Source organism: Streptomyces sp. NBC_00872 (genome assembly GCF_045161915.1).
Taxonomy (GTDB): domain Bacteria; phylum Actinomycetota; class Actinomycetes; order Streptomycetales; family Streptomycetaceae; genus Streptomyces.
This window is the reverse complement of the sequence record NZ_CP108806.1, coordinates 5,920,966-5,939,440: the sequence shown is the minus strand read 5'-3', so window position 1 is coordinate 5,939,440 and position 18,475 is coordinate 5,920,966. Positions and strand designations below refer to the sequence as shown.

The window sequence follows — 18,475 nt, the reverse complement described above, 5'->3', positions numbered from 1 at the left end:
GCCGGTCAGACGGGCAGGCCGTACGCGTCCGCGATCAGTTCGTAGCTGCGCAGCCGCGCCTCGCCGCCATGGGCGTTGGCGGTGATCATCAACTCGTCGGCGCCGGTGCGCTTCTGGAGGTCGTCGAGACCGTCCCGTACCGCGTCCGGCGTGCCGTGGACGATATTGGTGAGCCAGGTGTTCACGAACTCCTGCTCCAGAGAGCTGAACTGATAAGCCTCGGCCTCCTCTGGCGTCGGCACGAGCCCCGGACGGCCGGTGCGCAGCCGGACCATCGAGAGGGCGCCGGTGAGGACCTGGCGGCGGGCCTCGCGTTCGTCGTCACTGGCCAGGGCCGCGACACCGATCAGGGCGTACGGGGCGTCCAGCACCGCGGAGGGGCGGAAGCTCTCACGGTAGAGATCGAGCGCCGGGATCGTGTTCTGCGCCGAGAAGTGATGGGCGAAGGCGAAGGGCAGCCCCAGCACACCGGCCAGCCGCGCGCTGAAGCCGGACGAGCCGAGCAGCCAGATCGGCGGACGGGCGGCGGGGCCCTGGACCGGGCCGGGGACGGCGTGGATACGGGAGTACGGGTGGCCGTCGGGGAAGTCGTCGTCCAGGAACCGGGTCAGCTCGGAGAGCTGCTGCGGAAAGTCGTCGGCGCCCTCGTGCAGCCCGTCGGAGCGGCGCAGCGCCGCCGCCGTCGCCCCGTCGGTGCCCGGCGCGCGCCCGAGGCCCATGTCGACCCGCCCGGGGGCGAGCGCCTCCAGCGTGCCGAACTGCTCGGCGATCACCAGCGGCGCGTGGTTGGGCAGCATCACACCGCCGGAGCCGAGCCGGATGCGCTCGGTGTGGGCGGCGAGATGGGCGAGGATCACCGCGGGCGACGAGGACGCGACGCCGGGCATGGAGTGGTGCTCGGCGACCCAGTGCCGGTGGTAGCCCCTGCTCTCGGCGAGCCGTGCCAGCGCGACGCTCGTACGGAGCGACGCGGCGGCGGTGGAGCCCTTGCCCACCGTGACCAGGTCCAGTACGGAGAGGGGCACAGGGGCCGTGCCCTGTGCCGTACCCCGAATCGCGTCCGTCGTGCCTCGGCTCGTGTCGTGGTCGTCCACCGGTCTGACCCTTCTGCGCGGAAGTGCGGCTCACATACAGCTCACATACAGAAGGAGTGCAACGGGAGGGGCTCTCCGGTTATTCCTGCCCGCTGGTCCCGGCCCGGTTCCCGCTGGTCCCGGCCCGGTTTCCGCCAGGTCCTGTCCGGGACCTAGTCCCGGCTCGCGAACAGCGTGCCGAGCTTCGGTGCCCACACCCTGCGCTGCGCCAGCCGCAGCCCTTCCCAGACCGACACCTGGTTCGCGGTCAGGACCGGCTTGCCGAGCGCCTCCTCCAGTTCGGGCAGATACGCCGCCGTGTGCAGCGCCGTGTCCGGGAGCAGGACGGCCTGTGCGTCCGGATGGTCGCCCGCGCGGGCCAGCTCCAGCACCTGGTCCCGTCCCCAGGTGCCGACCTCGGCCGCCGTGATGATCCCGCTGGCCCGGTCCGCGACCACTTCGGTCCCGGCGGACTTGAGGAAGGCGGTGAAGTAGGCGGTGACGTCCTCGGGGTAGGTGGCCGCGACGGCGACCCGCTCCACGCCCAGCTCCCGTACGGCGTGGGCGAAGGCGAACGAGGTGCTCGACGCGGGCAGCCCGGCGGCCCTGGCGAGGGTACGGGTCTGTTCGTGGGCGCCCTCCCACCCGTACACGAAGCTCCCGCTCGTACAGGCCCAGATCACGGACTGGGCGCCCGCCAGCCGAAGCTCCGCCACTCCCTCGGCGAGCCGGTCCGCCGAGCCCATCTCGATCAGCGCGTCGACCCGGTGGGCGTCCTCACCGATGTCGGTGTGGACGACGGCCAGCCGGATGTCGATGCCGAACAGCGCCTCCATGCGTGGATAGTCGTCCTCGGCGGAGTGTCCGGGGTAGAGGAATCCGACGGTGGTCATGTCCAGCCTTCCTTACTCATCACTCATCAGGCAGCGGCTCCGGAAGGGGCTCGGGGGACGATTCGGGCAGCGGCTCCATCGATGATGCGGGTGATACGGATGACACGGGTGGTACGGGTGACGCGGACGGTACCGGCCCCATCGGCCCGACCGGGCCCATCGGTCCGATCGGTGCGACCGGCCCCATCGGCACCACCGGCGGCAGGGCCTGTACCGAGGGTATGGGCGCGATCGGAGCCGCGGGCGGACCCGCGGAGACCGAGGGCACCGGTGGCGCGGAGGGCAGCGCCGAGGGCGCCTGGGGGGACGGCAGCGGCGGTGCCGGCAGGACCGCGGCGACGTCCCGCGCCTCCTGGGCCTCCCGCGCTCCCCGCATCTCCGACACCTCCCGTGCCTCACTCGTACCCGGCTCGTACGTCTCGCGCGCGTCCCTTACGTCCACATCGCGTACGCCGTGCGCCTCGCCCGTCCCGTGGCGGTCGAGCAGCAGCCCCTGGTACGGACCGACCGCGTGCGCCCCAAGCCTGCGCAGCGCCGCCCACATCGTCACCTGGTTGGCGGACAGCACCGGCATCCGCAGCTCCGCCTCCAGCTGCGGAATCGCGTCGTACGTCGGCAGATTCGTGCAGCTGATGAAGAGCGCGTCCGCCGACCCGACGACGGCCTCACGCGCCATGTCCACGACCGAGCGGTACGGCACCTTCCAAATGTGCCGTGTCAGCCCCAGAAAGGCGCGCCCAGTCACCGTTACCCCCACTTCCGCCAGATAGTCCTCCAGCGCCTGGGTGACCGACTCCGTATAGGGCGTGACCAGCGCGATCCTGCTGGCACCCAGTTCCTCCAGCGCCTCGACCAGGGCCCCCGTCGTGGTGAGCGAGGGCACCTCTCCCGCCCGGGTCATCGCCTCGACCATGGCGCGCTCGCCCACCGGTCCGCCGACGAAACTGCCCGACGTGCAGGCGTACGCGATGACCTCGGGCTCGGACGCGCCGAGTGCCCGTACGGCCTCGCCGAGCGTCTCGTGCTCGCTGACCAGCCTGGCCAGATCGAGGGAGACCTCGACGGGGACATACGGCGTCCTGGTCACACGCAGCGAGATGTCGTCGGGCACCCAGCGCCACAATTCGCGATCAAGAGCGAAATCGAAAGGGGCGACCACACCCACTCCACGCTGCGGTTGTGGTCCACCCAGAAAGGAGACTTGCAAGACGGGCCCCCTTAGCCTGTTATTGACGACGGTAAGAGCCAGGTGCAAGCGTGGTCAATCCGCCCATCTCAGACGTTGCACGGATTTTCCCCGGTGGAAATCATTCGCACCATCAGACCCGCCCGCGGACCGCCCACAGATCCGTCCGCGGATTCGCCCGACCGGTTCCGGCAGAAGGGCTTCTTACCATGCCAGCACCCACCCTCCTCGTTCTGGAGACGGATCCTCCGCCGCGTCTCGGCCGGCTCACCGGCAAGGCGCGTATCCGCCACGCGGACGAAAGCGGCCTCGCGGCCCAACTCCCGCTCGCCGATGTTCTGCTGGTGTGGGACTTCACGTCCGACGCGGTGCGGAACGCATGGCCGGGAAAAGGCCCGCGGCCCCGCTGGGTGCATACCGCGAGCGCCGGTGTCGACCGGCTGCTCTGCCCCGAGCTGATCGATTCCGACACGGTCGTGACCAATGCCCGGGGCATTTTCGAGGAACCCATCGCCGAATATGTCGCGGGACTGGTGCTCGCCATGGCGAAGGACCTTCCCGGAACGCTGGAGCTCCAGCGTCAGCGCCGCTGGCGCCATCGCGAGGCGCTCCGGGTCGCCGACAGCAGGGCCGTCGTGATCGGCGCGGGCCCGATCGGCCGGGCCGTGGCCCATACGCTGCGGACACTGGGGGTGACGGTGGCGGTCACGGGCCGTACGGCACGCCCCGGGGTGCACGGCCCCGAGCAGCTCGAACGGCTGGTGACCCGGGCCGACTGGGTGATCAGCGCGGCGCCGCTGACGGACGCGACCCGCGGGATGTTCGACGCGCGTCTCTTCGGGCTGATGCAGCCCTCCGCGCACTTCATCAATGTGGGGCGGGGACAGCTCGTCATCGAGAGCGATCTGATCGCCGCGGTGTCCAAGCGCTGGATCGCGGGCGCTGCGCTCGATGTCTTCGAGCACGAGCCGCTGGACCCCGGGAGCCCGCTGTGGGACGTACCGGGCCTGATCGTCTCCCCGCACATGAGCGGTGACACGGTCGGCTGGCGTGACCGGTTGGGTGCACAGTTCGTGGAATTGTATGAACTTTGGGCCGCCGGAAAGCCGCTCCCGAACGTGGTGGACAAGAAACGTGGGTACGTCCCCATGCATGACTGATCACACGCACCGGACCCAGTCGCACGCCCCGCACGTCCCCTCCGACCCATCGCTCACGGGCGGCCCGTCGGGCCTCTCCGGCCTCGCCGGTCTCACCGCGCGGCAGCTCCTGGCCGGCTACGAGCAGGGCGACTTCTCGCCCGTCGAGGCGACCCGCGCGGTGCTGGAGCGGATCGAGGCGGTCCAGCCGCTGGTCAACGCCTTCGTCCGGGTGGACGCCGAGTCGGCGCTCGCCCAGGCGGAGGAGTCGGCGGGGCGATGGCGTGAGAAGGAGCCACGGGGGCTGCTCGACGGTGTGCCGGTCTCGGTGAAGGACATCTTCCTCCAGCGCGGCGGCCCGACCCTGCGGGGTTCGAGGACCGTACGGCCGGAGGGCCACTGGGACGAGGACGCACCCGCCGTGGCGCGGATGCGGGAACACGGCGCGGTGCTCGTCGGCAAGACGACCACGCCGGAGTTCGGCTGGAAGGGCGTCACGGACTCGCCGCTGTCCGGCGTGACCCGCAATCCGTACGACCACTCCCGTACGGCGGGCGGATCCAGCGGAGGCAGCGCGGCGGCGGTGGCGCTGGGCGCGGCCCCGCTGTCGATCGGTACGGACGGCGGGGGCTCGATCCGTATCCCGGCCTCCTTCTGCGGGATCTTCGGGCTCAAGCCGACGTACGGGCGCGTGCCGCTCTATCCGTCCAGCCCGTTCGGCACGCTCGCGCACGCCGGGCCGATGACCCGGGACGCCGCGGACGCCGCGCTGCTGCTCGATGTGATCAGCGGCGCGGACCCCCGGGACTGGTCGCAGCTCGCCCCCGCCCCGCCCCTGGGCGACTCGCTGGCCGACGGTGTGCACGGGCTGCGGATCGCGTACTCCCCCTCGTTCGGCGGCCAGGTCGCCGTACAGCCCGCGGTGGCCGCCGCCGTACGGCGCGCGGTGGGCCGGCTCGCCGAGCTGGGCGCGTACATCGAGGAGGCCGACCCGGACATCACCGACCCGGTTGAGGCCTTCCACACCTTGTGGTTCAGCGGCGCGGCCCGGCTGGCGCAGCCGCTCAACGAGGAGCAGCGCCGGCTTCTCGATCCGGGTCTGCGCGAGATCTGCGCGGCCGGCGAGCGCTACAGCGCGCTGGACTATCTGGCGGCGGTGGACGCGCGGATGGAGCTGGGACGGCGGCTGGGACGGTTCCACGAGTCGTACGACCTGCTGGTCACACCGACGCTGCCGATCACCGCGTTCGAGGCGGGGGCGGAGACCCCGGCGCGCTCGGGGCTGCGCCGCTGGACGGGGTGGACACCCTTCACCTACCCGTTCAATCTGACCCAGCAGCCCGCCGCGAGCGTGCCGTGCGGGGTGGACGGGGACGGGCTGCCGATCGGGGTGCAGATCGTCGCCGCCCGGCACCACGACGCGCTGGTCATGCGCGCGGCACACGCGCTGTACGAGTCGGGCGCGGCGCGCGTCGCGGCACCGGGCGCAGACCGGTCCGGTCCGGCCGGGACGGCTCTCAGGCCCGGCGGAAGCTGAGCGTCTCGCCGATGGCGCCCGCGCGCCAGAGGTCCTGGCAGGCCTCGGCCATCCGGTCGAGGCCGTCGACCACCGAACCCCAGACGATGCCGGGGATCCATCCCATGTCCCCGTTGATCAGCAGATTGTTGCGCTCGTAGAAGAGGGCCAGATCGACGACCGTACGGCGTCCGCGCACGGCCTTCTCCTCATAGCCGTAGGACGAAGTGCCCAGCTCCGTCTCGGAGAACGTGAAATAGCAGAGATCACCCGGGATGGGGGTGACCGTCGGATTCTCCAGTGGCGGCTCCTCGGCGGCGAAGGCCGGAAACAGCGCGTAGATCTCATTGCGGGCGTATTTGGCGTGATAGACGTCCGAGCCCAGCGGCAGTGCCTCCCATACCGCGGCGCAGGTGACCGGAGCCCGGTCATCCAGGAGTTTCGCGGTGCATTCGACCCCGCGCTTGTCCAGCGACACAGTCACAAATCGGTCGGTCATGTCCCCATGGTCCTCGTCTGATCCACCGAGTCAAGGACGCATGATCCGAGTGGACCCGGGTAGCCGCGCCGCCATGGCACCACCACCGGAGTACACAGCGGAACACACCAAGGAAAGAGCGACGGAACGGTCACCCATAGGACGCCGTTCCCTGTTGCTGGGTACGGCGGTACTCGGCGCGGCCGGGGCGCTCGGCGCCACCGGATGTGGCCGGATTCCCTCCGGCGACACCCTCGCCCGGCTGAAGTCGCAGCGCACGGTACGGCTCGGAATCGCCGGTGAGGCACCGTACGGATTCATCGACGAACAGGGCGACTTCACGGGTGAGGCGGTGGAACTCGCCAAGGTGATCTTCAAGCGTCTCGGGGTCGCGGACGTACAGCCGGTGGCCACCGATTTCTCCTCGCTGATTCCCGGACTGAACTCACAGCAGTTCGATGTGGTCTCGGCCGGGATGTACATCAACAAGGAGCGGTGCGCCCAGGTCATCTTCGCCGACCCCGAATACCAGATGCTCGACTCGTTCATCGTCCGCAAGGGCAACCCCAAGGGGCTGCGTTCGTACCAGGATGTGGTGAGGACCAAGGCGACGATCGCCACGGGCACCGGCTACGCGGAGATCGATTACGCGATATCCGCCGGGGTGCCGGAGAAGGAGATCATCATTCTCCAGGATCCCGTGGCCGGGCTGAACGCGGTCGAGTCCGGCCGGGTCGATGTCTTCGCGGGGACCGCGCTCACCGGCCGGAGCGTGGTGCGAAAGAGCCGCAAGGCCGAGACGACCGAACCGTTCGCCCCGGTCGTGGACGGGAAGAAGAAGATCGACGGCGGCGGTTTCGCCTTCCGGCCCACCGACACCGGTCTCCGTGACGCCGTCAACTCCCAGATCCACCGCATGCGGAAGAGCGGCGAACTGTTCCGTATTCTCCGGCCGTTCGGCTTCACCGAGGCGGAGATGACCACGCTGACGGCAGAGGAGCTGTGCGCATGACAGCCGGCCTCTGGACACAGTGGGTGCTTCCCGGCATCTGGGTCACCGTTCAACTCACCCTGTACAGCGCCGCGCTGGCCACCGTCGTCGCCTTCACCGTGGGGACGGCCCGCACCCACCGCGCGCGCCCGGTCCGCTTTCTCGCGGGCTGCTACACCGAGATCTTCCGCGGCACCTCGGCGCTGGTGCTGATGTTCTGGCTCTTCTTCGTGATGCCGGGCCTGTTCGGCTGGGCGCTCGTCCCGATGTGGGCGGCGGTGCTGGCGCTGGGGCTCTCGTACGGGGCGTACGGCGCCGAGGTCGTGCGCGGCGCGCTCAACTCGGTGGCTCCGGCGCAGCGTGAGGCGGGTATCGCGCTGAACTTCACGCCCTGGCAGCGGATGCGGCTGATCATGCTGCCGCAGGCGGTGCCGGAGATGATCCCGCCGTTCTCCAATCTGCTCGTCGAGCTGCTGAAGGGCACCGCGCTGGTCTCCCTGCTCGGTGTGGCCGATGTGTCGTTCGCCGCCTATCTGGTGCGGCTGGCCACCCAGGAGAGCGCCCAGATCTACTCGGTGACGCTGGTGATCTATTTCGTGCTCGCCTTTGTCCTCACCCGTGGAATGCGGGCACTGGAACGGAAGACCAAGGCCGGAATAGGCATCATCACCACACCGGGAGGTGCCCGGTGAACGGCTGGGACTGGTCCGCGGTCGCGGACTTCATGCCTCGTTTCTTGGACGGCCTGCTGCTCACCCTTCAGGTGCTGGTCCTCGGTTCGCTCCTCTCGTTCACCCTCGGACTGGTCTGGGCGATCGGATTCCGGGCGGAGACACGTCTCGTACGGTGGCCGGTTCATGTCGTCACCGAATTCATCCGGAACACTCCACTGCTGGTGCAGCTCTTTTTCTTCTTCTTCGTCCTGCCCGAGTGGGGCGTGCGGTTCTCCGGTCTGACCACCGGGACCATAGCGATCGGACTGCACTACTCGACGTACACGGCGCAGGTCTACCGGGCCGGTATCGACGCGGTGCCGGCCGGCCAGTGGGAGGCGGCCACGGCGCTCAGTCTGCCCGTCGGCCGGACCTGGACGACGGTGATCCTGCCGCAGGCCATCCGCAGGATCGTGCCGGCGCTGGGGAATTACGTCATCTCGATGCTGAAGGACACACCGCTGCTCGCCGGGATCAGTGTGCTGGAGATGCTCCAGCAGTCCCGGCTGGAGAGCGCGTCCACCTTCCAGTACACCGAGCCGCTGACCGTGGTCGGTGTCGCCTTCATTCTCATCGCCTATCCGGCTTCCCTGCTGATGCGAGCCCTGGAGCGTCGTCTTGTCCGCTGACAGTCCCGATATCCTCGAAACCCCTGACACCTCCCCCGGCACCGCCGCCGAACTGATCCGTTTCGACAAGGTCACCAAGAGATTCGGCGGGAACACCGTCCTCGACGATCTCTGTTTCTCCGTACGGCCCGGAAAGCATGTCACCCTGATCGGCCCGTCCGGCTCGGGGAAGACCACGATTCTGCGGCTGCTGATGACCCTGGTGCGGCCGGACGAGGGCACCATCACCGTCAATGGCGACAAGCTCTTTCCCGCCGACCGCGACCATGTCCGCGAAGTGCGGAAGAGCATCGGCATGGTCTTCCAGCAGTTCAATCTCTTCCCCCATATGAATGTGCTGCGCAATGTGACCGAGGCACCGGTCAGGGTGCTGGGTCTGAGCCGGGACGAGGCACGGGAGCGCGGCCGTGAGCTGCTCGATCTGGTGGGTCTCGGCGACCGCTGCGAGGCGAAGCCGGCCCAGCTCTCGGGCGGCCAGCAGCAGCGTGTGGCGATCGCCCGCGCGCTCGCGATGCGACCGCGGATACTGCTGCTGGACGAGGTGACCTCGGCGCTCGACCCGGAACTGGTCGCCGGCGTGCTGGATGTGCTGCGGGACATCGCCCACACCACGGACATCACGATGCTCTGTGTGACCCACGAGATGAACTTCGCCCGGGACATCTCCGACGAGGTCCTTATGTTCGATTCCGGCGCGGTCATCGAGTCCGGACCTCCGGAGCGAATCTTCTCGGCGCCGGAGCACGAACGGACGCGCGAGTTCCTCGGCGCCGTCCTATGACCTCCGCCGTGCTGACTTCCGCTGTGTTTCTTGTGGTCAACAGGCGGCCCGTACAAGGCTCTTCGCGGCTATCGTGGTGCGGTGGAAAACGCGTGAGCTTACGGTCGTGGCCTGACAGGACTTGAGAGGGGCGGAACCGTGGCGTTGATGCCGGAGCCGACCGTGCCGTTTCACTCGGTGCGGTATGTCCTGCGCGTTCTGGAGGCGGTGTCCAAGTACGGCGACGCCGGGGTGACCGAGGTCCAGATCGCCCGGGAGAGCGGCCTGCCGAACGGACATCTCGCGCCCCTGCTCTCGATGCTGCGGCGCGAGGGATATGTGGAGCGGGTCGCGGACGGCGCCTATGTGATCGGTGACTCGCTGGTCCAGCTCGGTTCCGGCCCCACCCGGCGGCAGGCCCTGGAGGCCAGGCTCCAGGAGTCCCTCGACGAACTGCGCGACTCCGTCGGCGCGGCCGTCTATCTCAGCCGGTACATCGACGGCGAGATCAAGGTGACCCAGGTCGCCGACGGGCCGCTGACGCCCGCGGTCAACGAGTGGGTCGACTTCCGCTCCACGGCCCATGCCAGCGCGATCGGCAAGTGCCTGCTGACCCAGCTCGACCGGAACGGGCGCCGGGAACATCTGGCCCGCCACAAGATCGCCCGTTTCACCTCCCGGACGATCACCAGCGAGCGTCTGCTGTTCTCCCGCCTGGACAGCCAGCCGCCGACGGTTCCCGTCCTCGACCTCCAGGAGTACGCGGTCGGGACGGTCTGCGCCGCGGTCCCCCTGACGGCCGGCTCCACGGTGGGCTGTCTGGCGCTCTCGCTCCCGGTCGAGTACGCGCACCGGCTGCGCTCGGCGGCGGAGACGCTGAACCGAAGAGCGGCGCCGATGGCACTGTCACTGACGATCTAGGACCTGTCACCTCCCCCGGCACGGACCCCGTCACTGACGGCGGCCTCCGCCCTGTGCCGTGGTCCTGAGCACTCCGGAGCACCGGGTATTATTTTCGAGTCAGCAGGCGCCGCTAGCTCAGTTGGTTAGAGCAGCTGACTCTTAATCAGCGGGTCCGGGGTTCGAGTCCCTGGCGGCGCACTCGCGATCATGTCGCTGACCTGGGCGTTCTCGGTTTCCGAGAACGCCCTTTCGCGTTTCTGGGCTCCCGCCGCCCGAATCGGCCCGCCCCCCCTCCCGGACCGCTCGCACCCGGCCGTCGCGTCCGGCTGTCGCGTCCGGAATATGCCGTACACCCACCAGGTTGTTCGTTGCGCAACTAACGATACGACCGTGGAGTGATCCCCATCATGGCTTTTGAACTGGGCATTTACCATTTCGGTGAGCTGACACCCGACCCGTTCACCGGGCAGCCGCCCGCCCCTGGGGTGCGGCTGCGGGAGCTGGTGGAGCAGGCGAAGGCGGCCGACGAGGCAGGACTCGACGTCTTCGCGGTCGGCGAGCACCACCGTACGGACTTCGTGGTGTCCTCCCCCTCGGTCGTACTGGCCGCGATGGCGGAGAACACCCGCTCGATCGCCTTGTCCAGCGCGGTCACCGTGCTCAGCTCGGACGACCCGGTGCGGGTGTTCCAGCAGTTCGCCACCCTTGATCTGCTCTCCGGAGGGCGTGCGGAGATCATCGCGGGCCGCGGCTCGTACATCGAGTCCTTCCCGGTCTTCGGCTATGACCTGAACGACTACGCGGAGCTGTTCGCGCAGAAGCTGGAGCTTCTGCTCAGGCTGCGCGAGGAGAACCCGGTCACCTGGCGGGGGTCGCTGCGGCCGGCGCTGGTGAACGGTGACATCACCCCGAGGCCCGATCGTGAGCTGCCGGTGTGGGTGGCGGTGGGCGGTACACCCGCTTCGGCCGTCCGTGCCGGGCGGCTGGGCCTGCCACTGTCGCTGGCGATCATCGGCGGCGGCTACCGGCAGTTCGCGCCCTTCGTCGAGCTGTACCGCTCGGCCGCCGCCGAGGCCGGGCACGACCCCGCGTCGCTCAAGGTGTCGGTCAACTCGCCGGGATTCGTCGCCCCCACCCATCGCGAGGCCATCGAGGTCTCGCACCCCTACTTCCAGGCGGGGTGGATGGCCAACCACCACCAGCGCGGCCGGGGCGTCCCCATGCCGAAGCTCGCCTACGAGGCCCAGGCGACGACGGCGGGCGCCTTCTTCCTCGGCAGCCCCCAGGAGGTCATCGACAAGATCATGGCGCAGTACGAACTCTTCCGCCACGACCGGATGATGATCCAGCTCGGCTTCGGCAATGTGCCCCAGAAGGAGGCGCTGAAGGCCATCGAACTGCTCGGGGCCGAGGTCGCGCCCGTCGTCCGCAAGGAGATCGCCTCGTCGCGTCCGTCCCGGACGGAGATGGCCTCATGACCTCCGCACCCCGTACCGAGCCGCTGCGCGTCGTCGCCGTGGTGGGCAGTGTCCGCACCCCGTCCAGAACGACGGCGCTGGTGGAGCTGGTGCTCCGGACGCTGGCCGCGCACACCCCGGCCGAGACCCGGCTGATCGAACTGCACACGCTGGGCCCGGCGTTCACCGGCGCGGCCGAACGCGAGCAGGTCGGCGCCGACGTCGAGGAGGCGCTGCGCGCCGTCGAGGGCGCCGACCTCGTCATCGCCGCGACTCCGGTCTTCCGGGGCTCCTACACCGGGCTGTTCAAGCACTTCTTCGACCTGGTCGACCAGTACGGGCTCGCCGCGAAGCCCGTACTGCTGGCCGCGACCGGCGGCAGCGACCGCCACGCCCTGGTGATCGAGCACGCCATGCGCCCGCTGTTCGGCTTCCTCCAGGCGTGGACCGCGCCCGCCGGGATCTATCTCAGCTCCGGCGACTTCGACGGCACGACCGTCCTCAACCCCGAGGTGTACGAACGGATCGAGATGGCCGTGGCGGATGTGGTGCCCATCGCCAGAGCCCTGGCGGCCGTCAGATCGCACACTCTCCCCGTCTGACCCCACCCCCGTTTGACTCGACGGCACACCCTTCATACAGTTCGTTGCACAACGAACTATATGAAGGGTGTGTTCCATGGCCCGAACAGTGGAGGAACGCAGATCATGTCCGAGATACCGCCCGGCTCCCCTCGTACTGAGGAGGGTCACTCCGCCGCTGTGGCGCTCCGCCATGAGGACGGTCTCGCGCGCCGGGTGAGAGCTGCCGCGTGGCCGGTACTGCTGCCGGTGGGCGTCGCCGTGGCGATCGGCGCCGTCTTCATCGGTGTCTATCTCTCCGCCTTCCACGCCCCGGTGGCGCACGGTCTGCCCGTGGCCGTCGTGGGCGGGGCCGCGGACGCGGCGGCGGTTCAGGAGCGGCTGCCCGAGCGGCCGTCCGACACCTTCCGGGTGCGGGCCGTGCGGGACGCGCCGGCGGCGCGGTCGGCCGTCCAGCACGGTGAGGTCTTCGCCGCGTACATTCCCGCAGGCGCCGGGGGCGGGGGCGCGACGCTGCTGTACGCGGGGGCGCACGGCCCCTCGGTCACCACGCTGCTGACGCGCTCCTTCGGCCCGCTCGCCGAGGCGGACGGACAGGCGCTGGAGACCGTCGACGTCGTTCCGCCGTCGCCGCGGGACACCCGGGGGCTGGTGGTCTTCTACACCACCTTCGGGCTGGTGCTCGCGGGCTATCTGTTCGGGATCATGACGTACCAGCTCGGGCGGGGTGTGGGGATGGCGCGGCGGATGGCCGGGCTCCTGGCGTTCAGCGGTGTCGGCGGGCTGACGGTGGCCGGGATGGTCACCGCGTTCGATGCCCTGCCCGCGCCCTTCGCCGCGGTCGCCGGTCTGGTGGCGCTGGTGGCGCTGGCGGTGGCCTCGTCCACGATGCTGCTGGTCAGGGGGCTCGGTGTGCTGGGATCCAGCACCGCCGCGGTGGTGTTCATGACGGTGGGCAACGCGACCAGTGGTGGCAGTCTGCCCGCCGAGTTCCTTCCGGGATGGCTGGAGCCGTTCTCCGCCGTGCTGCCGGTCGGCGTGGGCGTACGGGCCGTCAACGGCCTCGCGTACTTCCACGGCGACGGGGTGATCAGCGGTGTGGCGATCCTGACCGGGTGGGCGGTGGCCGCCGTCGGCGGACTGCTGCTCCTCGAACAGAGCGGCGGCCGGGTCCGCCGGCCGGTGCCCGCACAGAGGTCCGGCCGTGGCCGGGGGCCTTCTCACGGGGTGGCCGGCGGAGTGCTCAGACGTTGAGTGCTCAGACGTTGATGCGCAGCCGGTCCAGCGGTTCCACCAGTTCCTCTTCCTCATAGGTGAGGTGGGAGATGAGGATTCGTTCCAGCAACTGGGTGAGGTCCTGGACCTCACCCATGTGGCTGTCGTCCTGGACGAGGGTGACCAGGGCGGCGTCGAGGCGGGCCAGGGCCTCGGCGATGACCTCGTGCTCATGCTCCAGCCGCTCCACCACGGGGCCCAGCGACTCCTGCTTCTCGCGCAGCTCGGGGAACATGAACTGGTCCTCGATGGTGTGGTGCGTGGTGAGGGTGCGGCTGTAGGCGGTGCAGAAGGAGCCGAGGGTCCAGTAGTTCTGACGCAGGGTCAGGCTGTTGATCATCGAGCGGGCCGTGGCGGCGTCCTGCCGCCCGGCCGCGACCTGGGAGACGGCGTCGATGATCTGCCGCATCTCCTGGCGCAGATGGGCGTGGATGCCTATGAGACGGCTGCCCGTGCCGCCGGGACGGGCCACGGCCGACGGCGGCTTGGGGGTGTGCGGCCGGGTCGCCTCGCCCAGGGGGTCGGCGGACCAGAGGTCGATATGCCCGGAGGTCTCCGGCACGGCGGGGACGTTCCCGTCCGCCGTGGCCCCGCCCTCCGTACGTACGGGGGACTTGCCGCCGCGGGCGGCGCTCACGGCGTCGCGGACCAGTGGGGCCACTTCTTCGGCGAAGGTCCGCAGCTCGCGCTCGGCGTCCGGGCCGGACACGGCGAGGACGAAGCCGCTCATCCCGTGGGTGAGGGCGAGTTCGGTGAGCTGGCGGGCCCAGAGCCCGGGAGGTCCGCTGAGGAAGCCGTCCGAGGCGAGGCGTGAGAAGCGTCCGGTGACGGTGTAGATCCGCCGCACGGCGGCGGGGTCCCGACCGGCGGCGCGGGCGGCGTCATCGATGGTGCGGCTCATGTCCGCGAGCTCGTCCGGGGGCGCGTACATCGACGAGGGCAGCCAGCCGTCGCCCGCCCGGCCGGTCAGTTCCAGCATGCGTTTCTTGTACGAGCCGATCCAGATGCCCATGGGGTGGGCGGGAGAGGGACCGGGGCGGGCGCCGTCGAGGGAGTAGTAGGTGCCCGGGACATCGGCGGCCGGACCGGGGGTCCACAGCGACCGGATGACGGTGATGGCTTCCGCCAGTGCGTCGACGGCCCCACCCGGTGTGCGGCGGGGGCCGCCGAGGGCGGCGATCGCGTCCCAGAAGGCGCCCGCCCCGATGCCGAGTTCGGCACGGCCGCCGCTGAGGATGTCCAGGGTGGCCGCCGAGCGGGCAAGGACCGCCGGGGGCCGCAGGGGCAGGTTCGCGACATGAGGGAAGAGCGTGACGCGTTCGGTCCGGGCGGCCAGGTGCGACAGCAGGGTCCAGGTGTCGAGGAACGCGGGCTGATAGGGATGGTCCTGGATCCCGATCAGGTCCAACCCGATCCGGTCCGCGAGGGTGGCCAGCCGTATCAGGTCGTCGTGGCCCTCGGCCGTCGGCGTCAGGAAGGCGCCGAACCGCAGGTCGTGTCCGTAGTCGGTCATGAGGATGATGTAGGGCTTTCCGTGAGCGGACGGCCGTGTGGGACGGCCGGGAGGGTGGGCCCGTCAGGGTCCGTCAGGGCCCGTCAGCAGGCGTTGGCGGAGCCGTCGAAACCGACGGTGCGCCAGATGTCGTTGAGCGCCGTGAGCTGTTCCTCGGTGAGTTTGTCGAGGAACTCACGCCTGAGGTTGGTGAGATGGACCTTGCGGGCACGGCGGTACGCCTTGGTGCCGGCGGCGGTGAGGACGGCGTCGAAGCCGCGGGCGTCGGTGGGGCACTTGCGCCGTTCGACGAAGCCCTGGCGTTCGAGGTCGTCGACGATACGGGTGAGTCCGCTGCGGCTGATCAGCAGGGAGGCGGCGATGTCCTTCATCCGCAGACGGCCCTCGGGGGCCTCGGCGAGGGTGAGCAGGACCTCGAAGGAGGACATCGGGATGCGTTCGGCCGCCACAAGTTCGCCGTCGAGGGTGCGCAGCAGCTTCAGATGGGTGGAGAGGAGGCCCAGCCAGGCCGCCCGCTCGTTACGGCTGAGCGCGCGGGACGGTGAGGCCCCCTTGCGCGTGTCCGCGCGGACGCCGGGCGCCGTGGCCTCGGCGTCCTGCGTCCCGTTTCCGTTCCTCAGGCTCATAACCCCTCCGAAAAGTTAGTTTCACAACGAATTATATCCGGGACTTCCTGAGCGCGGTCGGGCCCGGCAGAAGACACTCTGCCGGGCCCGACTCCGTACGCACCGCCGCGGATCGTCAGGCGCGGGGCTTGGGAAGGATCAGTTCCTCGAAGCCGGAGACCATGCCGTACTCCAGGCGCAGGGCCTCCAGGACCGAGTACGCGTGGTACTTGGTCATGACGTCGGCCCCGGCGAGGCGCTGGGCCCATGTCTGGCCGTTGTCGGTGACCTTCTCCAGCGTCTTCTTGGTGACGTAGTTCGTCATCTCGTTGAAGTAGTTCTCCCACAGCACCCAGGCGTTGCTGAAGCCGATGCGCTCGATGTACTCCAGCTCATGGCCGTTGCCGAGGGCCTCCTTGGAGAATTCGACGATGTCGTTGGTGTAGTCGCGGGACGCCTTGGCGTCCTCGGGGGTGCCGTAGCGGTTGACATGGCCGGAGACGACGCCCTTGAAGTCGTACCGGAGGATCCAGTCGTGGGCCTCGGCCCAGCCGCGGATGTTCTCGGAGGCGTCGCAGTGCTTGAAGGCGCTCCATCCGGGGCTGATGATGTCGATCGCCGCGAGCGCCTTCTGCCGCGGGGCGTAGATGAAGATATTGCCCGGGGTGTGGTTGACGCCGTGGTAGTCGAGGTCGAACCGGACGCCGTTGACGTCGAGGGTCTCGCTCTCGGTGATCGTGTCGGTGGGCACGGGCAGACCCCGCTCGCCGCCGAGGTCGGGCCAGCGCTGGATCATCTCGCGGGTGTAGTCGTGCGCGATGACCTTGGGCTTGGCGGCGGCGAAGATCCCCGCGGCGCCGATGTGGTCGGAGTGCCAGTGGCTGTAGATGAGATGGGTGACGGGCTCGTCGGTGACCTCGGCGATGGCCCGGTTCAGGTTCTCGCCCAGCAGCGGGGGCGCGTCCACCACGACGACACCGTTGCCGGTGCGCACGAACATGGTGTCGTACGCGCCGGAGGTGACGTAGTAGGCGCCGTCGTTGATCTCCTCGACGTGGTAGCCCTTGGCGATCCGGTCGGGCAGGAAGAGGGCGCCGTAACCGTCGGCCGGTATGGGGCGGTAGTCGGTGAGGGTGTTGAGGGGCATGCCGGCCGCGCCGAGCTGGTGTCGGTCGGTGGGGGTGCCGGGCTTCTGCTGGTCGTTCATGACGCGATGTCCTCTGTGGGTGGGTAAGGGTGAGGAGGTACGGCACTGGTGAGGCCGCCCTCCCGGGAGCCGGGGATGGCGCGGGAGTGTGCCGCTACTCCCCGATGCGGAGCACGGGCTTGATCACAGCCCCGGTCCGCGTGTCGGTGACGGCTTCGTTGATCTCGTCGAAGCCGCGGAGGGTGACGAGGCGGTCGAAGGGGAACCGCCCGGCCTTGTACAGCTCAATGAGCCGGGGGATGAACAGTTGGGGGATGGAGTCGCCCTGCGCGATGCCGCGCACGGTCCGCCCTCCCAGGAGCGCGTTCATGTTCACCGACGCGTGGGCTCCGGCCGGGGCTCCGCCGATCAGGGCGGCGGTGCCCAGCGGGGCGAGCGCGTCGACGGCGAGGGTGAGCATCTCGGGCCGCGCGGTGATCTCCAGGACGTAGTCCGCGCCGCCGCCGGTGATCTCCGCGATCCGTCCGGCTACGTCCTCCTCCCTGCCGTCGACCGTGTGGGTCGCGCCCAGTTCCCGGGCGAGCGTGAGGCGTTCGGGGACGATGTCGACCGCGATGACCGGGCTCGCGCCGGCGACCGCGGCCGCCATGACGGCGGCGAGACCCACGGTTCCGGTGCCGATGACCACGACGGACGCCCCGGCCGGGACCTTGAGCGAGTTGAGTACCGCGCCCGCGCCGGTCTGCAGGCCGCAGCCCAGCGGCGCGAGCAGTTCCAGCGGCACGTCGTCCGCCACCTTGACCACATTGCGTTCGGTGGCAAGGGAGTGGGTGGCGAAGGAGGACTGGCCGAAGAAGTGGCCGTGGATCTCCTCGCCCCCGGTGCCGCTGAGCGCGTTGGAGCCGTCCGGGCGGGAGCCGCCGAAGTTCAGCGGGAAGGAGCGGGCGCAGTAGGCGGGGTCGCCGTTCAGACAGGGTGTGCAGTGGCCGCACGCCTGGTACGACATGACCACCCGGTCACCGGGGGCCACGGTGGTGACCCCGTCGCCGACCCGCTCGACGATCCCCGCGCCCTCATGGCCCAGGACCGCGGGCAGCGGAGTGGGAAGGTGCTGGTCGCGGACGTGGATATCGGTCTGGCAGACGCCCGCCGCGACCACCTTGACGAGCACCTCGTCGGGTCGCAGCCGGGTGTCGAGGACGAGGTCCTCGAAGACGAACGGGCCGCCCTTCTCCCGGACCACCGCGGCCCTGACGGCGATGGACGCCGGACCGGGGCCGCTCTGTGTGCTCGGGGACGCGGTGCCCTCTGCTGCCACCATGATCAATTCTCCAAACCGGACTCACCTCCCGCTGCTGGGCTTCGTGGCCCGCCGGCGGCGGTGATCTCATCAGCCGCCCGTGGCGGCGTGGAACGGAACGGAACGAACAGCGGGCGGCCGGCGCGTGTCGGCGAGAGACCCCCGTATGCGGCCGGTGCGCGGTGGCAAGGGACCCCATATAGTTCGTTCTGCAACGAAGATAAGCACGCCTTGGGTCGCGGGTCAAGCGATGCGGTCGAAGACCTTGCGCCACGGTCGCCGCGCCAAGAATGCCCAGCCCCGCGGCGACGCCAGT

17 protein-coding genes, 1 tRNA gene and 1 pseudogene are annotated in these 18,475 nt (G+C 69.7%); 11 read left to right on the top strand and 8 right to left on the bottom strand.

What is annotated here, in order from left to right:
- Positions 1–5: 5 nt before the first annotated feature.
- The 3 genes and pseudogenes from OG214_RS25550 to OG214_RS25540 all read right to left on the bottom strand — a co-directional run.
- Positions 6–1,094: an LLM class flavin-dependent oxidoreductase gene (locus tag OG214_RS25550; protein WP_363079202.1), complete on the bottom strand. Its 1,089-nt coding sequence runs from the start codon at positions 1,092–1,094 to the stop codon at positions 6–8.
- Positions 1,095–1,246: 152 nt separating this feature from the next.
- A complete protein-coding gene (locus tag OG214_RS25545) occupies positions 1,247–1,966 on the bottom strand; it encodes a decarboxylase (RefSeq protein WP_363079201.1) in 720 nt (239 codons plus the stop codon).
- A 484-nt stretch (positions 1,967–2,450) separates the two neighbouring features.
- Positions 2,451–3,173, bottom strand: a pseudogene (locus tag OG214_RS25540) (decarboxylase); the annotation flags it as partial.
- Positions 3,174–3,361: 188 nt separating this feature from the next.
- Between OG214_RS25540 and OG214_RS25535 the strand changes: the two are divergent.
- Positions 3,362–4,312 (top strand): D-2-hydroxyacid dehydrogenase, encoded by a 951-nt coding sequence (locus tag OG214_RS25535; protein ID WP_363079200.1) that lies wholly within the window; start codon positions 3,362–3,364, stop codon positions 4,310–4,312.
- Positions 4,305–5,828: an amidase gene (locus tag OG214_RS25530; RefSeq protein ID WP_363079199.1), complete on the top strand. Its 1,524-nt coding sequence runs from the start codon at positions 4,305–4,307 to the stop codon at positions 5,826–5,828. Before OG214_RS25535 ends, OG214_RS25530 begins: the two co-directional genes overlap by 8 nt.
- On the opposite strand, the gene OG214_RS25525 is transcribed toward OG214_RS25530, so the two are convergent.
- On the bottom strand, positions 5,809–6,306 hold the full coding sequence (locus OG214_RS25525; RefSeq protein WP_363079198.1) for a DUF3830 family protein: 498 nt from the start codon (positions 6,304–6,306) through the stop codon (positions 5,809–5,811). The two genes, OG214_RS25530 and OG214_RS25525, sit on opposite strands and share 20 nt — an antisense overlap.
- Before the next feature lie 73 nt (positions 6,307–6,379).
- On the opposite strand from OG214_RS25525, the gene ehuB reads away from it, so the two are divergent.
- The 9 genes from ehuB (at position 6,380) to OG214_RS25480 (ending at position 13,573) form a co-directional block, all read left to right on the top strand.
- Positions 6,380–7,297, top strand: coding sequence for an ectoine/hydroxyectoine ABC transporter substrate-binding protein EhuB (ehuB, locus tag OG214_RS25520; RefSeq protein ID WP_405986065.1), 918 nt, complete (start codon positions 6,380–6,382; stop codon positions 7,295–7,297).
- The gene (gene ehuC, locus OG214_RS25515) at positions 7,294–7,968 is read left to right on the top strand and encodes an ectoine/hydroxyectoine ABC transporter permease subunit EhuC (protein WP_363079197.1); all 675 of its coding nucleotides are present in this window, start codon (positions 7,294–7,296) and stop codon (positions 7,966–7,968) included. Before ehuB ends, ehuC begins: the two co-directional genes overlap by 4 nt.
- Before the next feature lie 32 nt (positions 7,969–8,000).
- Positions 8,001–8,618 (top strand): ectoine/hydroxyectoine ABC transporter permease subunit EhuD, encoded by a 618-nt coding sequence (gene ehuD / locus OG214_RS25510; RefSeq protein ID WP_363079223.1) that lies wholly within the window; start codon positions 8,001–8,003, stop codon positions 8,616–8,618.
- Positions 8,608–9,399, top strand: coding sequence for an ectoine/hydroxyectoine ABC transporter ATP-binding protein EhuA (ehuA, locus tag OG214_RS25505; protein ID WP_363079196.1), 792 nt, complete (start codon positions 8,608–8,610; stop codon positions 9,397–9,399). Before ehuD ends, ehuA begins: the two co-directional genes overlap by 11 nt.
- A gap of 138 nt (positions 9,400–9,537) precedes the next feature.
- Positions 9,538–10,299, top strand: a complete 762-nt coding sequence (locus OG214_RS25500; RefSeq protein WP_363079195.1) for an IclR family transcriptional regulator C-terminal domain-containing protein — start codon at positions 9,538–9,540, stop codon at positions 10,297–10,299.
- A 106-nt stretch (positions 10,300–10,405) separates the two neighbouring features.
- A tRNA-Lys gene (locus OG214_RS25495) sits at positions 10,406–10,479 on the top strand.
- Positions 10,480–10,688: 209 nt separating this feature from the next.
- Complete coding sequence (locus OG214_RS25490) at positions 10,689–11,759, top strand: LLM class flavin-dependent oxidoreductase (RefSeq protein WP_363079194.1); 1,071 nt, start codon at positions 10,689–10,691, stop codon at positions 11,757–11,759.
- Entirely contained in the window at positions 11,756–12,340 is a 585-nt protein-coding gene (msuE, locus tag OG214_RS25485) for an FMN reductase (RefSeq protein WP_363079193.1), read from the top strand. Before OG214_RS25490 ends, msuE begins: the two co-directional genes overlap by 4 nt.
- A 105-nt stretch (positions 12,341–12,445) precedes the next feature.
- Positions 12,446–13,573 (top strand): ABC transporter permease, encoded by a 1,128-nt coding sequence (locus OG214_RS25480; RefSeq protein ID WP_363079192.1) that lies wholly within the window; start codon positions 12,446–12,448, stop codon positions 13,571–13,573.
- Positions 13,574–13,577: 4 nt separating this feature from the next.
- On the opposite strand, the gene OG214_RS25475 is transcribed toward OG214_RS25480, so the two are convergent.
- The 4 genes from OG214_RS25475 to OG214_RS25460 form a co-directional block, all read right to left on the bottom strand.
- Complete coding sequence (locus OG214_RS25475) at positions 13,578–15,107, bottom strand: LLM class flavin-dependent oxidoreductase (RefSeq protein WP_405986064.1); 1,530 nt, start codon at positions 15,105–15,107, stop codon at positions 13,578–13,580.
- Between the two features lie 83 nt (positions 15,108–15,190).
- On the bottom strand, positions 15,191–15,733 hold the full coding sequence (locus OG214_RS25470; protein ID WP_405986063.1) for a MarR family winged helix-turn-helix transcriptional regulator: 543 nt from the start codon (positions 15,731–15,733) through the stop codon (positions 15,191–15,193).
- A 115-nt stretch (positions 15,734–15,848) separates the two neighbouring features.
- Positions 15,849–16,919, bottom strand: a complete 1,071-nt coding sequence (locus OG214_RS25465; protein ID WP_405986062.1) for an MBL fold metallo-hydrolase — start codon at positions 16,917–16,919, stop codon at positions 15,849–15,851.
- 94 nt (positions 16,920–17,013) lie between these two features.
- Complete coding sequence (locus tag OG214_RS25460) at positions 17,014–18,180, bottom strand: NAD(P)-dependent alcohol dehydrogenase (protein ID WP_405986061.1); 1,167 nt, start codon at positions 18,178–18,180, stop codon at positions 17,014–17,016.
- Positions 18,181–18,475: the final 295 nt, after the last annotated feature.